Annotated in this window: 17 protein-coding genes and 1 tRNA gene; 11 read left to right on the top strand and 7 right to left on the bottom strand. The window is 66.1% G+C overall.

Features of this window, described 5'->3' with window-relative positions; all coding sequences use genetic code 11:
* Window positions 1-830: AMP-binding protein (locus MFF26_RS25900; protein WP_238308924.1), on the bottom strand; the 830-nt coding region annotated here is incomplete at its 3' end.
* Between the two features lie 355 nt (window positions 831-1,185).
* Here MFF26_RS25900 and MFF26_RS25905 point away from each other — a divergent pair.
* Window positions 1,186-2,835, top strand: coding sequence for a cyclic peptide export ABC transporter (locus MFF26_RS25905; RefSeq protein ID WP_137831365.1), 1,650 nt, complete (start codon window positions 1,186-1,188; stop codon window positions 2,833-2,835).
* 145 nt (window positions 2,836-2,980) lie between these two features.
* On the opposite strand, the gene MFF26_RS25910 is transcribed toward MFF26_RS25905, so the two are convergent.
* On the bottom strand, window positions 2,981-3,484 hold the full coding sequence (locus tag MFF26_RS25910) for a sigma-70 family RNA polymerase sigma factor (protein WP_137831366.1): 504 nt from the start codon (window positions 3,482-3,484) through the stop codon (window positions 2,981-2,983).
* Between the two features lie 622 nt (window positions 3,485-4,106).
* Between MFF26_RS25910 and ada the strand changes: the two genes are divergently transcribed.
* The 6 genes from ada to MFF26_RS25940 all read left to right on the top strand — a co-directional run bounded on the left by ada (window position 4,107) and on the right by MFF26_RS25940 (window position 16,097).
* On the top strand, window positions 4,107-5,210 hold the full coding sequence (ada, locus tag MFF26_RS25915; protein ID WP_137831367.1) for a bifunctional DNA-binding transcriptional regulator/O6-methylguanine-DNA methyltransferase Ada: 1,104 nt from the start codon (window positions 4,107-4,109) through the stop codon (window positions 5,208-5,210).
* A gap of 455 nt (window positions 5,211-5,665) precedes the next feature.
* Window positions 5,666-9,745 (top strand): glycosyltransferase, encoded by a 4,080-nt coding sequence (locus tag MFF26_RS25920; protein ID WP_238308925.1) that lies wholly within the window; start codon window positions 5,666-5,668, stop codon window positions 9,743-9,745.
* Window positions 9,746-10,227: 482 nt separating this feature from the next.
* Entirely contained in the window at window positions 10,228-12,483 is a 2,256-nt protein-coding gene (locus tag MFF26_RS25925) for an ATP-binding protein (protein WP_238308926.1), read from the top strand.
* A 5-nt stretch (window positions 12,484-12,488) separates the two neighbouring features.
* Window positions 12,489-12,950, top strand: a complete 462-nt coding sequence (locus tag MFF26_RS25930) for a response regulator (protein ID WP_137831370.1) — start codon at window positions 12,489-12,491, stop codon at window positions 12,948-12,950.
* A 20-nt stretch (window positions 12,951-12,970) separates the two neighbouring features.
* Complete coding sequence (locus MFF26_RS25935) at window positions 12,971-14,677, top strand: response regulator (RefSeq protein ID WP_373324539.1); 1,707 nt, start codon at window positions 12,971-12,973, stop codon at window positions 14,675-14,677.
* Window positions 14,678-14,897: 220 nt separating this feature from the next.
* Complete coding sequence (locus MFF26_RS25940) at window positions 14,898-16,097, top strand: FAD-dependent monooxygenase (protein WP_238308927.1); 1,200 nt, start codon at window positions 14,898-14,900, stop codon at window positions 16,095-16,097.
* A 16-nt stretch (window positions 16,098-16,113) separates the two neighbouring features.
* Here the strand turns inward: MFF26_RS25940 and MFF26_RS25945 are convergent, their stop codons facing one another.
* Window positions 16,114-17,091: an HWE histidine kinase domain-containing protein gene (locus tag MFF26_RS25945; protein ID WP_137831373.1), complete on the bottom strand. Its 978-nt coding sequence runs from the start codon at window positions 17,089-17,091 to the stop codon at window positions 16,114-16,116.
* A gap of 454 nt (window positions 17,092-17,545) precedes the next feature.
* Between MFF26_RS25945 and MFF26_RS25950 the strand changes: the two genes are divergently transcribed.
* From MFF26_RS25950 to MFF26_RS25960, 3 genes are all read left to right on the top strand, one after another.
* On the top strand, window positions 17,546-17,998 hold the full coding sequence (locus MFF26_RS25950; protein WP_137831374.1) for a PRC-barrel domain-containing protein: 453 nt from the start codon (window positions 17,546-17,548) through the stop codon (window positions 17,996-17,998).
* A gap of 255 nt (window positions 17,999-18,253) precedes the next feature.
* Window positions 18,254-18,535 carry a CsbD family protein gene (locus tag MFF26_RS25955; protein ID WP_137831375.1) on the top strand — a complete coding sequence of 94 codons (282 nt, stop codon included), beginning with the start codon at window positions 18,254-18,256 and terminating at the stop codon, window positions 18,533-18,535.
* A 115-nt stretch (window positions 18,536-18,650) separates the two neighbouring features.
* Entirely contained in the window at window positions 18,651-19,817 is a 1,167-nt protein-coding gene (locus MFF26_RS25960) for an FAD-binding domain-containing protein (protein ID WP_137831380.1), read from the top strand.
* Here the strand turns inward: MFF26_RS25960 and MFF26_RS25965 are convergent.
* On the bottom strand, window positions 19,784-20,419 hold the full coding sequence (locus MFF26_RS25965; RefSeq protein WP_137831376.1) for an NAD(P)-dependent oxidoreductase: 636 nt from the start codon (window positions 20,417-20,419) through the stop codon (window positions 19,784-19,786). The two genes, MFF26_RS25960 and MFF26_RS25965, sit on opposite strands and share 34 nt — an antisense overlap.
* Before the next feature lie 146 nt (window positions 20,420-20,565).
* Between MFF26_RS25965 and MFF26_RS25970 the strand changes: the two genes are divergently transcribed.
* On the top strand, window positions 20,566-21,177 hold the full coding sequence (locus tag MFF26_RS25970; RefSeq protein ID WP_137831377.1) for an SOUL family heme-binding protein: 612 nt from the start codon (window positions 20,566-20,568) through the stop codon (window positions 21,175-21,177).
* On the opposite strand, the gene MFF26_RS25975 is transcribed toward MFF26_RS25970, so the two are convergent.
* From MFF26_RS25975 to MFF26_RS25985, 3 genes are all read right to left on the bottom strand, one after another.
* Entirely contained in the window at window positions 21,178-22,710 is a 1,533-nt protein-coding gene (locus MFF26_RS25975; protein WP_137831378.1) for a CYTH and CHAD domain-containing protein, read from the bottom strand.
* A 704-nt stretch (window positions 22,711-23,414) separates the two neighbouring features.
* Window positions 23,415-24,239, bottom strand: a complete 825-nt coding sequence (rlmB, locus tag MFF26_RS25980) for a 23S rRNA (guanosine(2251)-2'-O)-methyltransferase RlmB (RefSeq protein WP_137831379.1) — start codon at window positions 24,237-24,239, stop codon at window positions 23,415-23,417.
* Between the two features lie 196 nt (window positions 24,240-24,435).
* Window positions 24,436-24,512, bottom strand: a tRNA-Met gene (locus MFF26_RS25985).
* Between the last annotated feature and the right edge of the window lie 24 nt (window positions 24,513-24,536).

Consider the following 24,536-nt stretch of genomic DNA (forward strand, 5'->3'; position numbering starts at 1 on the left):
GTCCGGCGCACCGCCCGGAACGCGTCGAGGCCGAACGCCTCGCCGCCGGCCGTCCACGAGCGCACCGGCAGCCGGCCGCCGCCGGCCTGCGCATGCGCCTCGGCCAGGCTGGTGAGCAGGGCGGGCGACATGCCGGTGACGGTCACGCCCTCCCGGCGGATGGTGTCGAGGATGTCCGGCGCGGTCCAGGCGCGGGGCTCGCCGATGATGAGGCGCCCGCCGTGGAACAGGGCGGCGAGCCAGGCCTCGGTGGCGCCGTCGAAGGAGAGCGCGATGAGGTGGAGCACGCGATCGTCGCGGGTGAGGCCGTAGCGGGCGCCGACCGCCGCGGCATGCATGGCGAGCGGTCCGTGGGCGACGGCCACGCCCTTGGGCTGGCCGGTCGAGCCGGAGGTGAAGATGACGTAGGCGAGCTGGTCGGGATGGAGGGTCAGGCCGGGATCGGTGGCGGGTCCGGCGAAGGCGTCCGGGTCGTCGAGGCGCAGGCACGGGCTGGCGGCGCCCTCGCCCTCGCCCGGCACGTCGGTGAGGAGGAGGCGGGCGCCGGCCTGGCGGATGACGGTGTCGCGGCGCTCCGGGGGGGCGTCGGGATCGATGGGGAGGTAGGCGGCGCCGGCCTTGAGGACGGCGAGGATGGCGACGAAGGCGTCGGGGGATCGTTCGAGGCGCAGGGCGACGCGGTGTTCGGCGTGGATGCCGCGTCGGATGAGGGCATGGGCGAGGGCATTGGCGCGGGCGTCGAGGGCGGCATAGGTGAGGCGGGTCGGACCGTGGACGAGGGCGACGCGCCCGCCCTCGCTGGCGGCCAGCGCCGCCACCCGAGCGTTCACCGACTCAAACCGAGGTGACGGTTCGTCAGTCCGCGCGCGGATCGTCCTGACTGCCATACCCATCCGTGCGACCGCTCCCGGCGTGGCCGGTTCACCGGCCTCTCGACGGCAGGACGGACGGGGATGGGTGAAATTTAGCGTCCTGCGACCGAAACAGAGCGGCTTGCGCGCGACGATGCCGTTTCGGGTTCGAGGTCCCACGCCGTTTCGGCCGCACGACTAAATTCTTCCCCGCCCGGCGCGTCTTGAACGTGCCTCGCAGATCGTCCGGCGAACCGTGAATTCCTGAGGGGACGCGACGGTCACCGGGCGTGCCGCGCGGAATAAGCAGCGCGACAGAGCGACCGGAGGGACGATGCACCCCGAAACCTCGGCCGCCCCCCCGCAGGGACATGCCCTCCTGCGCATCCTGGCGCAGTGTCCGCGGCGGCATCTCGTCCTGGCACTGGCCGCGAGCCTCGCGGCGGCGGCGGCCGGAATCGGGATGGTGGCTTCGGCCAACGAGATGCTGGTTGGAGGTCACGATCCGCGCTGGCTGACGATGGGGTTCGCGGCCGCCGCCCTCCTGGGATTGGCCGGGCGGATCGGCGGCGGCCTGCTCTTCGCCCGCCTTGGCGAGGGCGTGCTGCTCGATCTCCGCCGGACCCTCGCCGCGCGGGTCGCCGGGGCCGAATTCGCCCGGGTCGAGCGCCTCGGCGCCGCCCGCGTGCAGTCGGTGATGACCGACGATGCCGCGCGGGTGGCGGATTTCCTCGTCGCCTTTCCGAACATCGTGATGAATGCGACGATCGTGGCGGGCTGCCTCGCCTATCTCGCCTGGACCTCGCTGGCCGCCTTCGGTCTGGCACTGGCCACCATCCTCGGGGGATCGGCGGTCTTCTCCCTAGGCCATGCGCGGGCCCTCAAGGAATTCGACCGGGCCGGCTCGGCGCAGGATGAGCTGTTCTCTCACTTCGATGGCTTGTTCAGCGGCGCCAAGGAATTGAAGCTCAACCGTGAGCGTCAGGACGCCTTCCTGCGTCTATCGCTGGAGCGCAGCATCGAGGAGGTGCGGGCGCACCGGCTGCGGGGTCTGCGCATCTACGTGGTGGGGGCGGGAATCGCCCTGTTTCTCGTGCATGCCCTGATCGGGGTGCTGACCTTCGGAACCGTCGCGGCCACGGGCTCGATCGTGGTGTTCCTCTACCTGATGATGCCGCTCGATGCGCTCCTGAACAATCTGCCCAATGCTCAGCAGGCGCGGGTCTCCATGGGTCGGATCGACCGGCTGATGGCGGCGGTGGCCGCGCCGGAACCGGTGCTCGCCCGCAGCCCGGCGACCGGGTTCCGCGAGCTGCGCCTGGACCATGTGCGTCATCGCTATTTCCGCGACTCCGAGGACGGGGTGTTCACGCTGGGACCGATCGATCTGACGTTCCGGCCGGGCGAGGTGGTGATCCTGATCGGCGGCAACGGCAGCGGGAAGACGACGCTCGCCAAGGTCCTGACCGGCCTCTATCAGCCGGATTCTGGGGCGATCCTGCTCGACGGCGTGCCCGTGACCGAACTCGATCGCGACCGGCTGCGCAGGCTGTTCTCGGCGGTCTTCTCGGACTTTCACTTGTTCCCGACGCTCGACGGCCTCAGCGGTCCGGGTGCATCCCTCGACGCGGAGGCGAATGCCCTCATCGCCAAGCTGGAGCTCGCCCATAAGGTCTCGGTGACGGGCGGGGTGCTCTCGACCCGTGCGCTGTCACAGGGGCAGCGCAAGCGGCTCGCCCTGGTGGTGGCCTATCTGGAGGATCGTCCCTTCTACCTGTTCGACGAATGGGCCGCCGACCAGGATCCGTTGTTCCGCGAGGTGTTCTATCGCCGCCTGCTTCCCGAGTTGCGTGCCCGCGGCAAGGCCGTTCTGGCGATCTCCCACGATGATCGCTACTTCGACGTGGCCGACCGCTGCGTGAAGCTGGAGAACGGGCGGCTCGTCGCCGCCGAGATCGAGCGGCCGAGCCGGGCACATGCGTGAGGAGCGGAGAGCGATCCGCAAGCGCCTTCCAGGGCGCGATCCCTCTCGCCGCCGAAGGGCGAAAGCAGACATCTGCACCACCGATGCCTGCCCTGATCGAGCGCATCACCTCCGATCCTCGGCCGCACCCGGCGCGATCCCGAGATTACGGTGAGGCGGCCGCCCGGCACAGGGCGGTCGCATCGCGGATCATGAAATTGACGAGCGTCGGGGAGACGCCGACCCTGGCCGCGATATCCTTCTGCGGCACCCCGTCGAGCCGATGGGCGAGGAAGGCCTCGCGGGTGCGAGCGGGCGCTTCGTCGAGGGCTGCGATGGCCCGCTCCAGGCTTTGACGGCCCTCCAGCCGCCGCAGTGGGCAGTCGCAGGGCGCGGGCACCGTCTCGCCAGCGTCCGAAGGGGCGTTGCGGCGGCATTCGCGCCCCGACTGGCGCACGGCATCGATGGCGGCATTGCGCACCATTCTCCGCAGAAATCCCGCGGCATCGGCGATCTCCGCCGCGACCCCATTCTGGCAGACCTTGAGAGCGACATCCTGGACCACATCCTCGGCCCGCGCTCCGCAGCGGACGACACGGCGCGCCGTCTCGACCAGATCCGATCTCTGACTCAGCAGAACCTGCAGCAGAGCATGCGAAGGCTCCTTCATATGTGTCGGCATCGTATCCTGGCCGTTCCGAGAAGCCGCCGAAGCGTGCGCAAGCGGCGCCTCCACAAAGGGAAAGAAACATCACAGTTTTGTGAGCGCCTATACTCGGAACCGTAACATCCCATCCTGAGGTTGACAACGTAGACTTTACTAAGAGCCTTACAATGTAACTATTATAGGTACAGACGCTAATTATAATGGTTATAATATCGGCCGCATCAGACATATTTGTCAGAGGCTTGTCGGCGCATAAGCCTGCATTCCGCTTCCGGATACGCAGGCCGATCCTACGACGACGCTCGCCCATCTGAGGCTGTTTCGGGCCCGGTAACCAGCCTGCGATCGCGTGATCGAACCGGAGCGAGCGACACGGCGGAAGACGGGCCATTTGGGCCCTCTGATTTTCCAACCTCAGATTGTACCAAGAGAAAGGTCTCGGCAGCGGCAGCGGACATGACTGGACGTTCGAGTCCCTCTGATCCGCAACGAGGGGGATCGGATCCGGTCGCGTCCCGAATTGCCGAGCAAGAAGCGGGATGCGGGCCAGCGACGTTCATCGCAAAGATCCCCTGTCCAGTGGGCGCAGGGCCCGTTCGGCGGTATCGAACGCAGGGAGGTCATCATGCGGGACGCCGAAAACGAGGCCGATCCGACCGGCTCGCAACGGGGAGCGGTCGCGGACACGCGCTGGACCGCCGTGATCACCCGCGACGCGGCGGCCGATGGATGCTTCGTCTACGCCGTCCGCACGACCGGCATCTATTGCCGCCCGTCCTGTTCGGCCCGGACACCGAAGGCGCAGAACGTCGTCTTCTACGCAACGGGCGCGGAGGCGGAGGCGACGGGCTTTCGGCCGTGCCGGCGCTGCCGCCCGAACGAACCGTCCCGCGCCGAGCGCCAGGCTCAGATCGTCACCCAGGCCTGCCGCATGATCGAGACGGCCGAAAACCCGCCCTCGCTCGACACGCTCGCGCGCCTCGCCGGGATGAGTCCGTTCCATTTCCACCGCGTCTTTCGCAGTCTGACCGGCATCACCCCGAAGGCCTATGCAGCGGCGCGGCGCGCGGAGCGGGTCGCCGCCGGGTTGCAGGGGTCGTCGTCCGTCACGCAGGCTCTCTACGCGGCGGGTTACGACACCCCGAGCCGCTTCTACGCAGCGGCCCCCGAGCGGCTCGGCATGGACCCGTCCGCCTACCGCAAGAAGGGGGCCGGCACCCAAATCCGCTTCGCGATCGGGGCATGCTCATTGGGCGCGATCCTCGTCGCCGCGACGGAGCGGGGCCTCTGCGCGATCCTGCTCGGCGACGAGCCGGACGCGCTGCTGCGCGACCTCCAGGATCGTTTCCCCCAGGCGGAGTTGATCGGCGGCGATGTCGCTTTCGAGGCTTGGGTCGCACAGGTGGTCGGTTTCGTCGACGCACCGCGTCGTGGCCTCGACCTGCCCCTCGACATCGGCGGTACCGCCTTCCAGCAGCGGGTCTGGACAGCCCTGCGGGCGATCCCGATCGGGACCACGGCAAGCTATGCCGATATCGCCCGCGCCATCGGCGCGCCCGCCGCCATGCGGGCCGTGGCTTTGGCCTGCGGTGCCAACCCTTTGGCGGTGGCGATCCCCTGTCACCGGGTGGTGCGCTCCGACGGCGCGCTGTCCGGTTATCGCTGGGGCGTCGAGCGCAAGCGGACCCTGCTCACTCGCGAGGCCTCACCCGGCGCGGGAGAGGGGTGAGAGGTGAGCCAAGTTGGGCAGCAGCACGAACATTTTGGGTGGGTCTTCAGCTCCGGTTACGACGCGAGATCGCGGGGTGAGCTTCTCTGCGTTTCTGCGGCGGCGGCTATGATCGACACGGGGTTGCCATCCCGCCGTCCGAGATGGGACAAGGACTGGTACCAAAATGGCATTGCCCCCGACCTCGCGACCGACACTGCACGGATTGCACTAAGCCTACCGAATGACTACATTATAATATAATTACATTGTTAAATTCACCAACAAACAAATCTGCTTCGTCTTATACCCATCAACGCTTCGGGGTTAAATTGGCCCTCAATCCAAGCGAGGGGCGACACACGGGATCGATCACAAGGAGCGACCCGGATTTTGAGAGCTATCATTTGACAATGCGCAAGCTCACGAACCGACGCACATCCCAGGGGACCAGCGTATCTAAGGCTCATGAAACGATGACACCCAACGACGCCCTGGGCCGGACTTTCAAGACTTTTACGAAGAGAACATTGAATATCGGTCGCACGTTGACCGGAAAGAATGGCAAGCTGCAGCCAAAATTAGCGGAACTTTTAAGTAAAGACGACGCGCTCGATCCGCGATTCTACAGAGATTTTTATCCCGAACTTCAAAGTCTCTCGGACGTCGAGTTGCACAGACATTACCAGGAGACCGGCCGGTCGGAGGGGCGTTTTGCCAACGACATCCAGGCGGTCGCGCGATTGCGGCAAGATCCCGCCCTTCCGGCAGAGTTCAGCGTCGGCGACTACCTCGCCCTCAATTATGATGTCAGGCGTGCCGTCCGCTGGCAGTCGTCGGCGATCCTGCACTATCTCCGGCATGGTCGCGCCGAGGGACGCGGCTTTTCGATCCCGTCCGACACGGCGCCCAAGTCACACGATCCCGCGATCCTGTCGAAATACGCGCCGACCGAGGATCTCGCGAAGCTGCGCGCCTACGCGGATACGCATCGCGGCGAGATGTCGTCCCTACCGCTGAACTTCAGTCTCGTTACGTATCTTGCGCAGAATGATGATATTCGGGCATCGATTCAGCATCCCCATGATGGACTGAAACATTATTTCAATCATGGCATACGCGAAAATCGTGCATTTGCACCGACTTACTTCAGCCGCCACTTTGTCAATGAGGTGTACGGCATCGATGCGTCCCCAACGGTGCCGGCCGAGCTCGTATTGAGAGAAATTGTCAGCAAGCACCACTTCCCGGTCGGACACCTTGTATTTTTATCAGAAGAAGAATTGCTACTTTTTTACAATATCACGAATGTCTGTTATCCCATCGACCTCGATCGGAGCTACTATTCATGCAATGCGGCCGATCTGTTTGGAAGATCGGCCACAAAATCTGAATGCCTGTTCCATTTTTGTCAGTCCGGACAGCATCAGGGTCTGGATATTTCGTATCGAAGCCGCTTCGTTCCTGACTTTTACCGCCGCGAATACCTCGCGGACTGGAATCATGCTGGAGATCCCGCCTCGGAAAAGCACGCCGTCGATCGGTTGCGTCTCTTCCAGGACTGGCTGCGATCACCGCGGGAGCAGAATCGCGCCCCGAATTTGGAGGTGGCATTCGAGTCCCGGTTCAAGTTTCCGATCCCACCATCCATGACATCCAAGCTAATTGCGTTCCGCAACGTCGTTCCGGGCCTTGCCACGGGGACGCTCGTCGATGCGGCGAGCCACTTGGTGGAGTGCGGCAACGCCGACATCCGGTTGATACCCATCACAAGTACGGCCGAAGCCGATTTTTTTGATGCCATTGCGGTCAATCTCGCCGTCGGAGGCCATCCGGAAAAGGCTGATATCGTCTACCACTACCTTCTGCGCAGCTTTCCGACCTATTGGACCGCTCATCTCCACTTGGCGGACCAGGCCCATCTTCGCGGCGATTACCTTTCTTCGGCCCGGATCCGCAAACAAGTCATCGACGCCGGAATCGCGAACTACGCGAACTATCGCCTCTTGAGCGACAGTCTCGTGCAACTCGAGGACAACGATGGTGCTCTCGACGCCTTGCGCCAGGCCATCGAGATCTATCCGAGCGACGTCGCGTTGAGATCGAAGCTCCGGCAGGCGAAAAGCGTCGTCTTCGACAAACTGTGGCAGCATGCGCCCTACCGTGCGGCGATGATCGGCCACGCGATCGTGCAGGAGGATCTGCGCCGTATCCTCCAACGAGGATCGGCCGGTCTCACGGGTTCGCGCGCGCGCCGCACCATCCGGCGCATCGCCATCCTCGGCAGCTACGACCTGCGGCAATGCCGGTATTACCGGATCGATCAAAAAGTCGAGCAGTTGCGCCAAGCGGGCTACGAGGTCACCGCCTACAATCAAGGGCACGAGACGGAGGCCTTCGTCCGAAACCTCGTAAAGACCGATCTCGCGATCTTCTTCCGCGTTGCCGCTTTTCCATACATCGTCGATGCGATCGCGCAGGCGCGTCAGCTCGGGATCCCCACCGTCTACGACATCGACGATCTGGTCTTCTCGGCGGAGCATTTTCCGCCGTCTCTTGCCTCCTACGCCGGCCAGATCACGGCGATGCAGCACGCCGAGATTGCCTGCGGCGTCCCCCTGTTCGAGCACGCCATGTCGCTGTGCGAGTACGGAATGGTATCGACCCAACCCTTGGGCCGACATGTCGAGGAGCGGGTCGAGAGCGGAATCGCTTTCGTCCATCCGAATGCCCTAGGCAAGACTCGGTTCGAGCCTGGCCGCAGCGCGATCGCTGACGATGGGGTCGTGACGATCTTCTATGGGTCGGGAACGAAGGCGCACAAACAAGACTTCAAAGACGTCATCGAGCCGGCTATCGCCAAACTCGCCAAGAAGCACAAGAACAAAGTCCGATTCATTTTGATGGGCTACATCAATCTCTCGGACAACCTGAAACCTTTTCAGAATATGATCCGGGTCATCGAACCGGTTGCGAGCTTCGAGGATTATTCTGAACATCTCTCCGAGGCGGATATCAATCTCTCCGTTCTGTCACGCTCCGTATTCAATGATTGCAAGAGCGAGATCAAATGGTTGGAAGCGGCGGCCATGGGCATTCCCTCCGTGGTCAGCCGGACGACGACCCACGAACAGGTGATCGAGGATGGCAGGACCGGCTTCCTCTGCGACACGCCCGAGGAGTTCTTCCAGGCGATCGATCGCTTGGTGACAGATCGGAACCTGCGCGAGGCCGTGGGCGCCGCAGCCCGGGCGAAGGCGCTCGACGAATATTCGTGTGAGAGACAGGCCGAAAACTTGAAGGCCGTCGTCGGACGCATCGAGGCGCGAATGCCTAAGAGCCGCAAGCGCCTGCTGATCGTGAACGTCTTCTATCCGCCTCAGGCCATCGGTGGCGCGACCCGGGTCGTGCACGACAATGTGCGGGATCTCAAGGAGCTCCTCGGTGACGATTGGCAGATCGATGTGATCTGCACCCTCGAAGGCGGCACGCAGCCCTACGAGATCACCTGCTACGTCGAGGACGGCATTCGCGTCTTCGCCATCACGGCAGCCGATCGTCCGGACATCGATCACATTCTCGAAGATCCGAAGATGGCGGAGTCGTTCGAGACCTGCTTCGACATCATCCAACCCACCATCGTTCACTTCCACTGCATCCAGAGACTCACCACATCCATCGTCGACGTGCCGATCAAGAACCAGGTTCCGTACCTCATCACGATGCATGACGGCTGGTGGATTTCACCGTTGCAGTTCCTGCTCGATGAGCAGGACAGAGTTCGACTCTACAATTACAACCGTGTCGTTCCTCTCGACACCAATGAGAACGTCATTCCGGAGCGCGCCCGTCGCCTGCGGCGCTACCTCCGGTCCGCCGCGATGATCACGACGGTCTCGAAGGAATTCGCCCAGATCTGTCGCTCGGCCGGCATCGACGACCTGCGCGTCGTCGAGAACGGGGTCTCGCGTCTGCCGAAGCCCGTCCGCGTCCCTCGGGGCAGCGATGATCGCGTGGTCCTTGCCCATATTGGCGGCGCCTCGCGGCACAAGGGCTATCACCACGTCGCCAACCTCTTTCAGACGCAGCGTTTCGACAACCTCTCGCTGCTGATCGTCGATCACGCCCTCAATCCGGACGTCACGCGGGAAGAGGTCTGGGGCAACACGCCCGTCACTCTGCTCGGCAAGGTTCCGCAGCGGCGGATCGAAGAGCTCTATGGCCGGATCGACGTGCTCCTCGCCCCCTCGGTCTGGCCCGAAAGTTACGGCCTCGTGACGCGCGAGGCGCTCGCGGCCGGCTGCTGGGTGGTCGCCTCGGATCGCGGTGCCGTAGGCGGCTGCGTGACGCCCGGCGTGAACGGCATGATCGTTGACGTGACCTCCCCGGCCGGCCTCCTGGCGGCGTTGCGAGACATCGATGCCGATCCCGCACGCTACCGGAATTTCCCCGACGTCACTCCGGACATTCGGTGGGCCTCGGATCAGGCGGTGGAATTGATCGGGATCTACGAAGACATTCTCGCGGGTCGGTCACCGAGAGACCAGGCGGCCTGATGCGTCGCGCCAGCGTTCCTCTCTCCAACGTCCCCCGCCCGAGGGGGACGTCGACCGCGTCGCCGCACAGGATCGCGGGGCGAGCGTCATGCCCTCGAGACCGAACGGCAGGATGGGATCGCCATCGACAGCGGCGACTTGCAGACCGGCTTCGAGAACCGATTCAAGACGGAAGCGCCGGACACGCAGCTCTGACGACATGCGGTAAGCCGAATGCCGCGCGTTGATGCCGGTCAATCCTTCGATGCGATTCGCCGAGAATTCATGGCGTCAGCCCGGTAGAACGGCCGCAGCCCTGCTCGCGAATATCCACGAAAACCGGCGAAATCTCCACTTCGTCGTGACTTGGCCGCGCCGTAAGGGGATGGCGTGGCGGAAACCTGTCGCGGTCCATTTTGACCCATATCCAACGGCCCCGGTGGGCTGATATCAGACCGAGCGGGTCGGGGGCGGATCCGGTCGGGAGCGGGCGGAATCCAGGCTTGAATCAGCACAAAGCGGCGACACAGCCCACCATCGACCTGACAGCCTGCGATCGCGAACCCATCCACATCGTGGGCAGCGTCCAGCCGCATGGTTTCCTGCTCGCGCTGGATGCCCGGGAGCGGACCATCGTCCAGGCCAGCGCGAATGCGCCGGCGGGAGCCAGGGTCGGCACACGCCTCGAAGCGACCTTCCCCGAACTCGATGCCCTGGTGCGACGCTATCTCGACGGCGACGCGATTCAGGACGGCGCCACCTATCTGCGCACCGTCACACTCGGACCGGACACCGCGCGGCAGGCCTACGAGGTCGCCGCCCACCGGGTCGACGACCTCGTCGTCCTGGAACTCGAGGAGACCGACGACGCCTCCGGCGATGCCGGCCTCGACGCGCTCACGCCCCGGCTGCGTGCCTTCGTCGAGCGGCTGCACTCCGCCCGCAGCGTGCCCGATCTCTGCCAGTTGCTGGCCGAGAACATCCGCCACGTGACGAACTTCGACCGGGCCCTGGTCTACCGGTTCGACCGGGACTGGCACGGCACGGTGCTGGCCGAGGACGGCAACGGCGCATTGCCGAGCTATCTCGACCTACGTTTTCCCGCCTCCGACATCCCGGCCCAGGCGCGGGAACTCTATCGGCGCAACCGCCTGCGCATCATCCCGGATGCCGGTTACGCCCCGGTCCCGATCCACCCGGCCCGGACGCCGGCAGGGAAACCGCTCGATCTGAGCCAATCGGTGCTGCGCTCGGTGTCGCCGGTCCATGTCGAGTACATGCGCAACATGGGCACGATGGCGTCCATGTCGGTGTCGATCCTGGTCGACGGCGCGCTCTGGGGGCTCGTCTCCTGCCACAATCACGACCCGAAGCGGGTGCCGCTCCAGGCTCGCAACGCTTGCGATTTCCTCACCCAGATCTTCGCCCTGCAACTCTCGGCGAAGGTGCGGGGCGAACAGGCCGAGCAGCGCCTCGCCCTAGGGCAGGTCCAGGCCAAGCTCCTGGCCTACATGGCGGAGGAGGAGAGCTTCGTCGACGGCCTGTTGAACCATCCCGACGACGTCCTGGGGCTCGTCGATGCGTCCGGCGCGGCGGTGGTGACCACGGATCGCTGCCGGCTGCTCGGCCAGACCCCGCCGGAGCGCGAGGTGCGCGCCCTCTACGAATGGCTCTCGGAGCGCGGCGAGGCCGAGGACGTGTTCGCCACCGACGCCCTGTCGGAGATGTTTCCGCGGGCGGAAGGCTTCACCGATCGGGCCAGTGGCCTCCTCGCCATCTCGATCTCCAAAAGATTCGCGAGTTACGTGCTCTGGTTCAGGCCGGAGGTGGTGCGGACCGTCCGATGGGGCGGCAATCCGGTCAAGGCGGCTCGCCCCGATCCGGAGGGAGGCCCCGACCGGCTGCATCCGCGCAAATCCTTCGAGATTTGGAAGGAGACGGTGAAGGGTCGCTCCCTGTCCTGGTCGGTGCCGGAAGTCGAGGCGGCCATGGATCTGCGGGCTTCGGTGCTCGGCATCGTGCTGCGCCGGGCCGAGGAACTCGCCGCCATGAGCGAGGAGTTGCAGCGATCCAACAAGGAGCTGGAGGCCTTCTCCTACTCGGTCAGCCATGATCTGCGCGCGCCGTTCCGGCACATCGTCGGCTACTCGAACCTGCTCAAGACACGGGAGGGCGTGAACCTCTCGGACAAGGGCCGACATTATGTCGAGACCATCATCGAGGCCGCCTTCTCGGCCGGTACGCTGGTCGACAACCTCCTGACCTTCTCGCAGATGGGGCGTCACTCCCTCAACAAGGTCAACGGCGAATTGAACGCCCTCGTCGAGGAGGTGCGCCGCAAGGTGCTCCGCGACGTGACGCCGGATCGAACCGTGCGCTGGGAGATCGGCCCCCTCGGCCGGGTCCATGCCGACCCGGTGATGCTGCGCCTCGTCATCGAGAACCTGCTCTCGAACGCGGTGAAGTATACCCGCGGCCAACCTGAAGCGGTCATCGAGGTCGGGCGGCTGCCGCCGCAGGACGGCGAGGCGGTGTTCTTCGTGCGCGACAACGGCGTCGGCTTCGACATGGCCTATGTCGAGAAGCTGTTCGGTGTGTTCCAGCGCCTGCATCGGGTCGAGGAATTCGAAGGCACCGGGATCGGGCTCGCCAATGTACGCCGCATCGTCGAGCGTCACGGTGGCCGGACCTGGGCCGAGGGCGAACCGGGCCGGGGTGCCACCTTCACCTTCACCCTACCACTCCGGGAGGAGGCCTAACCGAGATGGCGAGTCTGAAGCCGATCCTCCTCGTCGAGGACAATCCCAACGACATCGAATTGACGCTGGCCGCCCTGGAATCGAGCCAGCTCGCCAACCAGATCGTGATCTGCCGCGATGGTGCCGAGGCCCTCGACTTCATCTACCGTCGAGGTTCGCACGAGAGCCGGGCAGTGCAGGATCCGGCCGTCGTGCTGCTCGACCTGAAGCTGCCGAAGATCGACGGGTTGGAGGTGCTGGCCAAGGTGAAGGGCGATCCCGCCACCCGCGGCATCCCGGTGGTGATGCTGACCTCCTCGCGAGAGGAGACCGACGTGGTCCGCTCCTACAATCTCGGTGTGAACGCCTTCGTGGTAAAGCCGGTGGCCTTCGAGGAGTTCTTCGCCGCCATTAAGGAGATCGGCGTGTTCTGGGCGCTCCTGAACGAGCCCCCGCCACACAGGGGAGGCTGGCCATCGAACGGATAATCGGGCCGCATGCCGGGCCCTTGCGCATCCTGCATCTGGAGGACAGCGATCTCGACGCGGAATTGATCGAGGCGGAATTAGAGAATCTCGGTCATCCGGTCGTGATCGAGCGGGTCATCACCCGCGACGAGTTCGCCGCTGCCGCCCTGCCCGGTCGCCACGACATCATCCTGGCGGATTACGTGCTGCCGACCTTCGATGGCGTGAGTGCGCTCGGCATCGCGCGACAGCAATGCCCGGAGACGCCCTTCATCTTCTGCTCCGGCACGCTCGGCGAGGAAGTGGCGGTCGAGGCGATCAAGAACGGCGCGACCGACTACGTCACCAAGCAGCGCCTCGGACGCATGACCCGTACGATCGTGCGGGCTCTCGCCGAGAAGCGCGCTCGGGACGACAAGAGCGCCGCGGAGGCCGCGCTTCAAGCGCTCAACGACACGCTGGAGACGCGCATCGCGGAGCGGACCCGCGAGCTCGCCGCCTCCAACACCGCTCTTCAGGACCAGATCATCGAACGCGAGCGCGTCGAGGACGCCCTGCGCCTCGTGCAGCGCCTCGACGCGGTCGGGCAGCTGACGAGCGGCGTGGCGCACGACTTCAACAATCTCTTGACCGTCATCGCCGGAAATATCGAGTTTCTCGAGCGCGCGGTGACCGACGAGCGCTCGAAGCGGCGCCTCGACATGATGTGGGGAGCCGCCGCCCGCGGGGCGAAACTGACCGCTCAGCTCCTCGCCTTCTCGCGGCGCCAGCGACTGGTGCCGACCCCCGTCAGTCTGAACCAGACGGTCGTCTCCATGCGCGACCTCCTGGAAAGCTCCATCGGTGGCGCGATCCAGATCGAGACCACCCTTCAGGACGATCTGTGGCCCGCCCTCGTCGACGCCACGCAGATCGAGCTCGTCATTCTCAACCTCGCGATCAATTCCCGCGACGCGATGGCGGTCGGCGGTCGGCTCACCATCGAGACCGCCAACGTCACGGTGTCGGAGGTTCCGGTACGGCCGGAGCAGCCACAACCCGGCGAATACGTCATGATCTCGGTCAGCGACACCGGCACCGGCATGACGCCGGAGGTGCTGGCGCGGGTGTTCGAGCCCTTCTTCACCACCAAGGAGACCGGCAAGGGCTCCGGTCTCGGGCTGGCCCAGGTCTACGGCTTCGTGAAGCAGTCCGGCGGCGGTATCCGCATCGATACCGTCCCGGCTGAGGGCACCTCGATCAAGGTCTACCTTCCGCGCGTCGAGAACGAGGCCGCCGCCCTGCCCCATGCCCCCGCGCTGGCCGACGGGGCACGCACTTACCCGCCGGGGAGCCAGCCGGTTCTTCTCATCGTCGATGACGATGCCGGGGTCCGCGAGGTCACGGCAACCCGCCTGATGGAAGTCGGCTACAGCGTGCGCGAGGCGGCATCCGGCCTTCAGGCTCTGGCCGCGCTGGAAGCCGATCCCGCGGTCGATCTCGTCGTTCTCGACTTCGCGATGCCGGGCATGAACGGGGCGGAAGCGGCCGGTGAGATCCGCAAGCGCTGGCCGACGATGCCGGTCCTGTTCGTCACCGGCTTCGCCGATACCGCCGCGCTGGCGCAAGCCGGAGCGGACGGGGCCGACTCCATCGTGCTCAAGCCGTTCCGCGACGGGGAGCTCGAGCGCAAGGTCGCGACCGCTCTGGCGGCACGCAGCAGCGTCCAGGGCCTGCGCTTGGTCTCGGATCGCACCCGAGGGAGTTGAGGCATCGGGCGGAAAGGCAGTGATTGCCTTTCGGGACGTAGCGGCCATGCGCCGAAGCTCAGCGCATGGTCCGAGATGCGTCACCCGCGTCCAAGCTCCGGACTGCCGCCGGGTCATGGAGCGGACAGATCGAGGCCGCAGCTCATCGCAGGCGTCACGATGGTCCTTCCTGCCGCGCCGGCGCGTTGAACGCTCTGTCCGCGCGATAGGGAGCACTTCGTTGGCGCGTCGCATCCTGATCACCGGGGCCAGCATCGCGGCCAACACCGCCGCATGGTGGTTGGGCCGCAACGGCTTCACCGTCACGATGGTCGAGCGCGCACCCGCCTTCCGTGAGGGCGGCCAGAACGTCGATCTCCGCGGAATCGGCCGCGAGGCCCTGCGCCGAATGGGGTTGGAACAGGACGCGCTGGCGCGCGGAACGGGCGAGGAAGGGACCGCCTGGGTGAACGCTCAGGGCCGGCCCGTGGCGCGCTTCGCCGCCGGGGATTCCGAGGGTGACGGACCGACGGCCCAGATGGAGATCCTGCGCGGCGACCTCGCAGGGCTGATCTTCGACGCCGCTCGCCCGCGGATGGACATCCGCTTCGGCGATTCCGTCGAGCGGATCGCGCAGACCGCCGACGAAGCGACCGTGACGTTCACGAGCGGTCGCCGCGAAAGCTTCGATCTCGTGATCGTCGCCGAGGGTGTCGGATCCTCGACCCGAGAGCATGTCTTCCCCGGTGAGAACGCCCCGCGTCCGATGGACCTGACCATCGCGTATTTCACGATTCCCCGGACGCCCTCCGACGACCGATTCTGGCGCTGGTACAATGCCCCCGGCGGCCGCAGCGTGCAGCTGCGACCAGACCCTCACGGCACGACCCGGGCAATGCTGGCGATCCACGGGCCGTCGGCGGGTGAGCAGGACTGGGACCCCGATCGACAGAAGGCGTTCCTGCGCGCGCGCTTCGCCGATGTCGGCTGGGAAGGACCACGCGTGTTGGCGGGCTTGGACACGACCGATGATTTCTACTTCGATGCATTGCGCCAAGTGCGCATGCCGCGCTGGTCGAACGGACGCGTTGTCCTGACCGGCGACGCGGCTTGGTGCGTGACCCCGCTCGCCGGGGTCGGCACGACTCTGGCCGTGACCGGAGCCACCGTTCTGGCTTGCGAACTCTGCCGCCACGGGGACGTGGCGGGGGCGCTTGCCAGCTACGAACGGGCGATGCGACCCATGGTCGAGGAGGCTGCGGGCGTTCCCAAGATCGCGCCGAGGATCATGCATCCCCGCAGCGGCCTCGGCATCCGCCTGCTGCATGGTGGATTGCGGCTGGCGAGCAACCCCGCCCTTCGCGGCGTGGCGGCCAAGCTGTTCAACCGCAAGGGCCGCGAACCCGACCTGTCGCGCTACGATGGGCTCGGCCGTGGGTGAGAAGCGGGCCGTCGGTTCAGCCGGCCGGTACGGTCATGTCGAAATGGAGGCCGTCCGCATCGATGACGCGCTCGAACCGTCCGCCGAGGCTGCGCTCGATCGTCTGCCGCAACAGGCGTGAGCCGAAACCGGTGCCGTCGGCCTTGGGCCCGCCCGCCGGCGCGGCGGTTTCGTTCCAGGTGAGTGTCAGCGCACCGTCCTCGACGCCACCCTTCAGATGGAGGCTGCCCCCGCCGGACAGGGCGCCGTATTTGGCGGAATTCGTCGCGAGTTCGTGGAAGATCATCGCGTAATCGTTGACCCTGTCGGGGCCCACGACCGCGTCATCCGCGATCGCGACGGTAATCGCGGCGCCGTCGCGATAGGGCATGAGGATGCGCTCGGCGAGATGCTGGAGCCGGACGCTGCCCTGATCGAGGCTGTGCGACCGGGTTGCGAGCGTCGTGGCCTCGTGCAGGATCCCGAACCGCCGGGACAGGTCTTCGGCGAAGAGCGGCGTCGACGTGGCGTCGCGGGCAACGATGGCCGTCAGGGCGCGGGCCACGGTGAACATGTTCGAGACGCGATGGGCGAGCTCCGCGGCCAGCAGACGTTCGGCCTCTTCCGCCCGCCTCCGCTCGGTGATGTCCAGGAAGATCGCCTGGACCCATTCCCCGACCTGTCCGGTCTCCCCGCCAACGCCCCGAGCCGAGATCCAGCGCGCCTCCGGTCCGTCGCCGATGCGAAAATCGAAACTGTAGGCATGCGGGTCGTCCGCGCTCGCCATCCAGTCGCGGATCATGCCGTCGCGATCCTCTGCGTTCACGCGGGCAAACAGCTCATCGATCGGTACGACCGCCTCCGTCATCCCCCAGAACGCGCGGCACAGGCTGTCGAGCTGGGCCAGCCGCCGGGTCGGCGACCATGCCCAAAGGCCGACGCCGCCCCTGTGGATCGCGCCGTTGAAGCTGGCGAGCGTCCATTCCTCGCCGATCAGTTCGGGCTCCTCGACCATGCCTGTCCTATTGAATCCCGTCCGAGCGGCGCGCGTCGCGCGGGTCAACACGCCCGGACTGTTCCGGCTCCATCACCGGCCCGGTTTGCGCAAGCCAGCATAGCCAAGTCATCCACCGACGGCTTTCTCAAGATGACGTGAGTCGAGGAACGACGCGAGACTCCGTGCAAGCGACGCCGGAACTGACCTGTCCGCCATCCGTTCTTGCCGCATTGCAGCGTGAGCGTGGCAGGCGGACCGGACCGTGAGGGCGGAGGCGGATAGGTGGTCTTGGAACGGATTCGTCGTCGAACCCGGCGGGCCCCCCGCTCCGTCATTGTCCGGTTGTCGATCCCGTTCACAGCGCGGCCTGCATCGGTTTCCGATCGATGATCGACCTCCCTCGCGACGCGACGCCCCCGCGCTTCCCACCCAAGCTCAACCTTCCATCGATCCAGACGAGGACACGGCCCCTATGAGACTTCGCCCGCTGCTCTTTGCGCTTCCTCTCCTGGCCGGTGTGCCGGCCTTGGCCCAAGAATCGGCGCCGGCGCCGAAGCAGGAACCTGCCCCCATCGCGGCGCAGCCGGCAACGCTGAACGACGATCTGCGGGCGAAATTCGTGGCGCAGGCCCCGGAGGATGTCGTCGCCTCCAAGCTGATCGGGACGAGCATCCGCAACGGCGCCAACGAGACCATCGGTTCGGTCGCCGACGTGGTGTTCGACGACAAGCGGGCCGTGAAATCCTACGTGGTCAGCGTCGGCGGCTTCCTCGGCCTCAATGCCAAATACGTGGCCGTCGCCCCCGAGACGCTGAAGCTGTCGCGCAAGGACGGTGGCGCCCTCGACGCAGTCATCGAGACCGATAAAGACCAGCTGCGCGCCGCTCCGGAATACGTCTATCTCGGCTCACAGCCGAAGAAGTGACGGCGCGCGGTCCGAGGAACGCGTCATGAAGTGATCCGCAATCACCCGGGGACGCGAGGCGCCCGGCTGATTGTTGCCGTCGCAGCCCTGATGCGCGACGCATCGCCATGCCCCGTTCGCGGGCCAACGGGACGCAGCACGATGTCCCTCGACCTTGAACATCATCACGATCGCTCGATCCTGCCTCTCTGGAGCGTTGCGAGCGACCGTCTCGCCGATAAGACCACCCTCCCCTCTTCCATTGGGAGCAAGCGCATGAGCAGCCTTCGGACCACTGCCCTTCGTGGGGTTCTTCTGGGCCTCGCACTCGCGGTCGCCGGCCCGGCTTTGGCCGACGATACGCCGACCACCGCAGGCGCCGTCGATCGGCTCAAGGGCCTCACCAACGAGGCGATCGGCAGCGCCAAGCGCGGCGTCGGCAATCTCACCGAGGACGAGGATCTCAAGGCCGAGGGCCGCGCTCAGAAGCTGCGCGGGCAGGCGCAGCAGGAACGCGGCAAGGTCAAGGACACGATCGAGAACGCCATCGACAAGTGAGCCTGCCGAGACCGCTCCGACCGCTTTGCGGTCGGAGCTGCAGGACGGGGTGAATGGGTCGCACGGATGGCGCGGCCCGCCGCGCTATCTCGGCGTCATGGACCGCGATTTCCCCATGACCCGCGCCGCCGGCCTCGACAGGCTTGCCGGCTTTCTCGAAAGCGCCGGAGCGCATTACGCGGCGGCTCGCAACACGGACCGGGGGCCGGATCGGCGTCCGACGACCTCCGCTCTCTCACCCTATCTGCGGCGCCGCCTGCTGACAGAGGCCGAAGTCGTGTCGGCTGCCCTCGCTGCCTATGGCGAGGAGGGCGCCGAGAAGTTCGTCTCCGAAGTCTTCTGGCGGACTTACTTCAAAGGGCATCTCGAGACCCATCCGGGTGCCTGGACCGGCACCCTCTCGGCGGTCGAGGACGAACGCCGACGCTTGGCCGGCGATCCGGGCCTTCGACGGGTCTACGAGGCGGCGGTCGAGGGGCGCACCGGTATCGAGGGCTTCGACGATTGGGCCCGCGAGCTCGTCGCCACCGGCTGGCTCCACAATCACGCCCGCATGTGGTTCGCCTCGATCTGGATTTTCACCCTGCGCCTCCCCTGGCCGCTCGGCGCCGCGTTCTTTCTGCGTCACCTGCTCGACGGCGACCCGGCGAGCAACACGTTGTCCTGGCGCTGGGTGGCGGGCCTTCACACCCGCGGCAAGCACTACGTCGCCCGCGCGGAGAATATCCGGCGCTACACCGATGGCCGCTTCGATCCCTCCGGGATCGATGAGGAGGTCGATTCCCTCGAAGAGCCGATGCCGCCCAAGGAAATGCGGCTCGTCCCCGCCGATCCGCCGCTGACAGGTGAGGTCGCCCTGCTGTTGCACCTCGACGACCTGCATCCCGAGAGCCTGCCCCTGGGGACGACTCGGGTCTCACGCTTGGCTGGGCTCGTCGCCCATGCCCCCGATGCGTCGGATCGGGTCCGGGAGGCCGACGAGGCCGCGATGAGCGATGGCCTGACACGGGCGGCAGCGCATTTCGGTTGTGAAGCGCGGGTCTTGGGGCCGGATTGGTCCGGCGGGCTGCCGATCGTCACGGCCTGGGCACCGGTCGGCCCCTCGGCGGACGCGCTGCCGGAGGCCTGTCACCGGGTGCGCCGGGCCTGGGACGAAGCCGCTTGGCCCCTGGCGACCCGCGGCTTCTTCAAGCTGCGTTCGGCCATTCCCCGGCTCCTGCCCGAAGGTGGATGGCCGGAGGGCGTCGCTCAGCCGACCAGAACCACCGCCCGCTTCACGTAGGTCGGACGGTCGATCTCCCCGGCGATGAAATGCGCCACGTCGGCCCGGGCGATCAGGCCATTGCGCCAGGAACGCGGCTCGGCCAGGATCTTGTAGCGCCCGGTGGCGGCGCCCGGCGTCAGCACGCCCGGACGGACGAAGGTCCAGTCGAGGGTACTGCGCCGAATCCGCATCTCCTGAGCATCCTTGTCGTCATAGGCACGGCCGAAGACCAAGCGAAACGGCACGCGCTGGAGCAGGCCGATGGCCTCGCGGCTATCGCCGGTGCCGAAGCCGGTCACCGCGATGATGCGCTGGACGCCCGCCCGCTCCATCGCCGGAACGAGGAGGTTGGTCGCTTCCGAGAACAGGGTCACCGGACCGAGGAGCTTGGTCGCCGGGACCCCCAGCGCCTGCACCACGACATCGACTCCATCGAGTGCGGCGGCGACATCGCCTGCATCCAGAGCATTGCCGGTGAAGCGCTCCAAACCGGCATCGGAGAGGGCGAGATCGGCGGCTGAACGCGCGAAGGCCCGAACCCGATGCCCGGCGGCGAGCGCCGCCTTCACGGTTTCGAGCCCGATGCCCTTGCTGGCGCCGATGACGAGGACGTGGGCCATGTTCGCCTCCTGCGAGCCTGGAGCCGACAAGAGCCGATGCAGCGCGGGAGCGCCATGCGGTGCCTTGACCACCGGCCAACGCCTTCGGCCGGAACGTGATCCGCCCTCCCGTCTTATCGACCGTATCCCGAGCCGGCGACGCCCCCTTGGACAAGTTCCTCTACACGCTCGTGACCCTGGTTGAGGCGGCCCTCTCGGTCGTCGGCATCCGGGCGACCTACGAGGAGCCGCGCTATGCCGTGGTTGAACGGCTCGACCGCGGCGTGGAGATCCGCGCCTACGAGGCACGCGTCGCCGTCGAGACCGAGGCCGGCGGTGAGCGGGACGGCGCGGCGTTCGGGCGCCTGTTCCGCTACATCACCGGTGCGAATGCGGGCGGCGACCGCATCGCCATGACGACCCCCGTCGAGACCAAGGGCCAATTGATCGCGATGACCGTGCCGGTCGAGCGAGGGGCGGGCGGCGCGATGCGCTTCTACCTGCCGCGCAAGGTCGCCGAGGCCGGCGCCCCCGAGCCCAGCGAGGCCGGCGTCCGCCTCGTTCGAGTCCCACCGGAGCGACTTGCGGTCCTGCGGTTCTCCGGCAGCGCTCCGCCCGAAGAACGCCGGAAGCGGGCCGATACCCTGGTTCACGTCCTCGACGCGGCGGGCAAGCAGCCGACGGGGGCTCCCTTCTTCATGGGCTACGATCCGCCCTTCTCCGTGCCGTTCCTACGCCGGAACGAGGTCGCAGTCCGTTTGCGGCCCGAAGGCACCTGATCAGCGCCAGAATGGGCGTGTCGCCAGCAGCGTCTCCCGCGCCCGTGCGGCGGCCTTCAGCAGGGACCGGGTTCGCGCCGCGCCGTTCTCCACGACGATATCGGCGGAGAATGGAATGGCCTCCGGCTTGGGCTGCCGGCCCATGATCGCGGGGATAGTGGCGATGTCGTTCAATGCCCCGAGATGATCTTGGAGAGCCGTCAGAGCCGAGACAAAAGTCTTGTAGCGGACGCGGCTCTTCCGATTGCCGATATAGAGGGTGGCGAAGAATTCAGCCCCGTAGCGCAGCTTCTTTGCCTCGATCCGCACGCGATGGCGCTCTGCAGGCGCCAGTCTATCGAGATCACGCCCGCGCTTCTTGATGCGTCGGCGCAGATGCTCCAGCTCGGCGGCGGCGAATTTCCTGGCATGCTGCTCCCAGGCGGCCGAGCGCGCGGCTCGGCGCCAGGGTCCGGCCCCGATCCAGGCGACCAGATCGATGATCAGGATCCGCCACGCGGCGCTCCGCAGGATTGCCAGCACCGCTTGATAGGCCCGATCCCGCTCGCCATCGATTACGGTACGCAGGTCACGCAGTTCTCTCTTCTCCGGACACCGTTCGATCTCCGGCGCCAGCGTTTCGGCGAGGAAGACATCGAGGTCGCGCGCCCGCCCGAACGGCTCGGTGACGCGCTTGATCTCCTCTCGCAGAAGCGTGGCAGTCGGATCATCCGTCAGCAGCGGACGGAACAAGGAGAAGGCCGCACGCAATCGGCGCAGGGCGACGCGGATCTGATGCAGTGCTTCCGGATCCCGCGTCGTGACAAACGATGCCTCGTTGCGGCGCAGATGCCGAAGACAGTCCTGCGCCACCATGGCAAAGGCTTCGCCCGCCTCCGCCCCAGACTGAAGCCTCACCCGATGGGCCTTGCTCGGCCGGTCGACGCTCCCCCTCACCAGCGCCTCACCGCGCTCTCCGATGGTCAGCGCGGCGAGGTGCAGGGGTAGGGTTTCGGACAGGGCCTGGACGAGGGCGAGGAGATCGACCGGGTCGCCGTCGCTCAGGGCGAAACCGGCCTCGCAGAAGGATGCGTGAGGGGGCGTCGCTTCGATGCGACCGAGATCGAGGGTGACGTCGATCGATGAGGCGCCGTAGCGAACCGATCGCCGTATCCGCTCTATCGCGATGGCGTGGCGGGGGGATAAGGGCGGCGTGCCTGCCTGCGCCAGCACTTTTCCGGCCGGCGTGAGGTCGAGCGCAACGAGGTCCGGCCGCAGCCCATCGACCGGACACTCCCACATCGCCCGGGCGAACGGGCCGCCGCCATCCGCCTCGACAATCTGTATTCCGGCCTCACCCTCGGGTCCGATGTCTCGTCCCACCTGAAGCGACAGACCGGCGGCGCGCAGGTCGCCGGCATCGGTGTCGAAACCGACGAGATCCAGCGAGCGAACGGTTTCCCGCGGAGAACGGATCAGCGCGTGGTCTGCGAGGATCGTGAGGTCGCGCGGGTCGCAGTCCAGCGTCAGCATCATCTCCCGCGGGGCAACCATGGGATGGGACATCTCCTGAGGTCGTGCGCCTCGACCCCACCAGCGCGTCGCCCCCCAGAGGCGGGCAGCGGTCGAATCGTGGGCAAGCTTGACCTCAAGTTACCATCGCGGCGCTCACCTCACCATTCCAGGGCCGAGACGAGCCAAGCACCGTTTCGCGATCAACGTCCTCCCATCGCCGCAAAACGCCGATTTCAATTTGGACATTTAAACAGAGGAAGGGGCGATATGTCCGAAAACGGCCATATCGCCCCAGGGTCATCCAGATTTTGTTCAGAGCAATCGACGCCCGAATGCTATGCTGCCTCGAGCCAGTATCCAAAACGCGCCAGCAAAAGAATGCTTCAAATTACGATACGGAGCGCAACCAGTTATCCATTTTGAAATACTGGAAAACCACAGGCGCCTCGACCGCAGAAATTATCTACCTTCGGTCGCATTGGCCGTCAACACAATCCCTGCGGAATTAGAATCACTCTGATTCTTCTCGAGTGAGTAAAAGGTGCTAATCTGGCACCCCCGCCTTGAGTTCAGCGGACGGAGAGGGAGAGCGCGTCTCAGGCACGAGTGCGGTCGCGAACGCTCTTCCAACCAAGATCGTCCTCACCAATCTGTGGCCAACATGCTCGCTTGCCGCGCACCGCGCAGTCTGCGCGCTGTGCGGCCACTGCTCTCATCCCTACCGGCGAAGAGACATGAGCGTTTCAGGTCGAAGCGCCGCCAGGCCGGGTCAGGGCATAGAGGGTGATCGCTGCGGCGTTCGAAACGTTCAGGCTCCGGATCGCACCGACCGCATCGATGCGCACGAGCACGTCGCAGCATTCGCGCGTCCGTTGACGCAAGCCCTTGCCCTCGGCACCGAGCACGAGGACGGCCGGTCGGCGCGGGCCGACGCTGTCGAGGGATGTGCCGGCTTCCGAATCGAGGCCGATGCGCGTGAAGCCGCGCTCGCCCAACGTGATCAGGGCCTCGGCGAGATTCCGCACCACGACGAGCGGCACATGCTCCAGGCCACCGGAAGCGGACTTCGCCATGACTCCGGTGGCGTTCGGCGAATGACGGGCGGTCGTCACGATGGCGGTCACGCCGAAGGCGGCTGCCGTGCGCACGATGGCGCCGACATTGTGCGGATCGGTGATCTGATCGAATGCCAGCAGCAGCGCATCGTCCGGCATGGCGTCGAGGGCCGGAGCCTCCAGGGGCGCGGCCTCGGCATAGAGCCCTTGATGCACAGCGTCCGGTCCGAGCAGCCGATCGATCGCACTGGGGCGGACGATCTCGGGCTCGATCGGCAGGCCGTCCAGCGTCTCCTTTAAGCGGGCCAGCGCGTTCTCGGTGGCAAGCAGGCGATGAAAGCGGCGGCCCGTATTGGCGAGCGCCTGCGACACCGGATGCCAGCCGTACAGCACGACATGGTCCCTCCCCTCTCGCGCCACGAGACCGGGCTGGGCGGGACCGCGTGGACCGGGTCGATAGCCGGGACGCTTGAAGCCTGGCCGCTTGGCCGAACCGTCACGGGGCGGCGTCATGGCAGGCAAACTTTCGGAGAGGTGATCGGATGGAGCATCGCACGGGACAAAGCGCCGACCTACCTTTTCGTCAAGCATGGCCGCGCTGTTTGCCCGCGCAGAGGCGAGCTGTGATGGGCACAGCTCCTGAACGCGCCAAGGCCCGCGCTGTGTGAGCGCGGGCCTTGGCGGGTCGGTTCGGTGATGGTGATGTGTTTGGTTGCGGGGGCTGGATTTGAACCAGCGACCTTCAGGTTATGAGCCTGACGAGCTACCGGGCTGCTCCACCCCGCGGAAGGTATGTGTAGGGTCGGGCCG

The sequence above is a fragment of the Methylorubrum suomiense genome, from assembly GCF_022179765.1.
Classification (GTDB): Bacteria; Pseudomonadota; Alphaproteobacteria; order Rhizobiales; family Beijerinckiaceae; genus Methylobacterium; species Methylobacterium suomiense.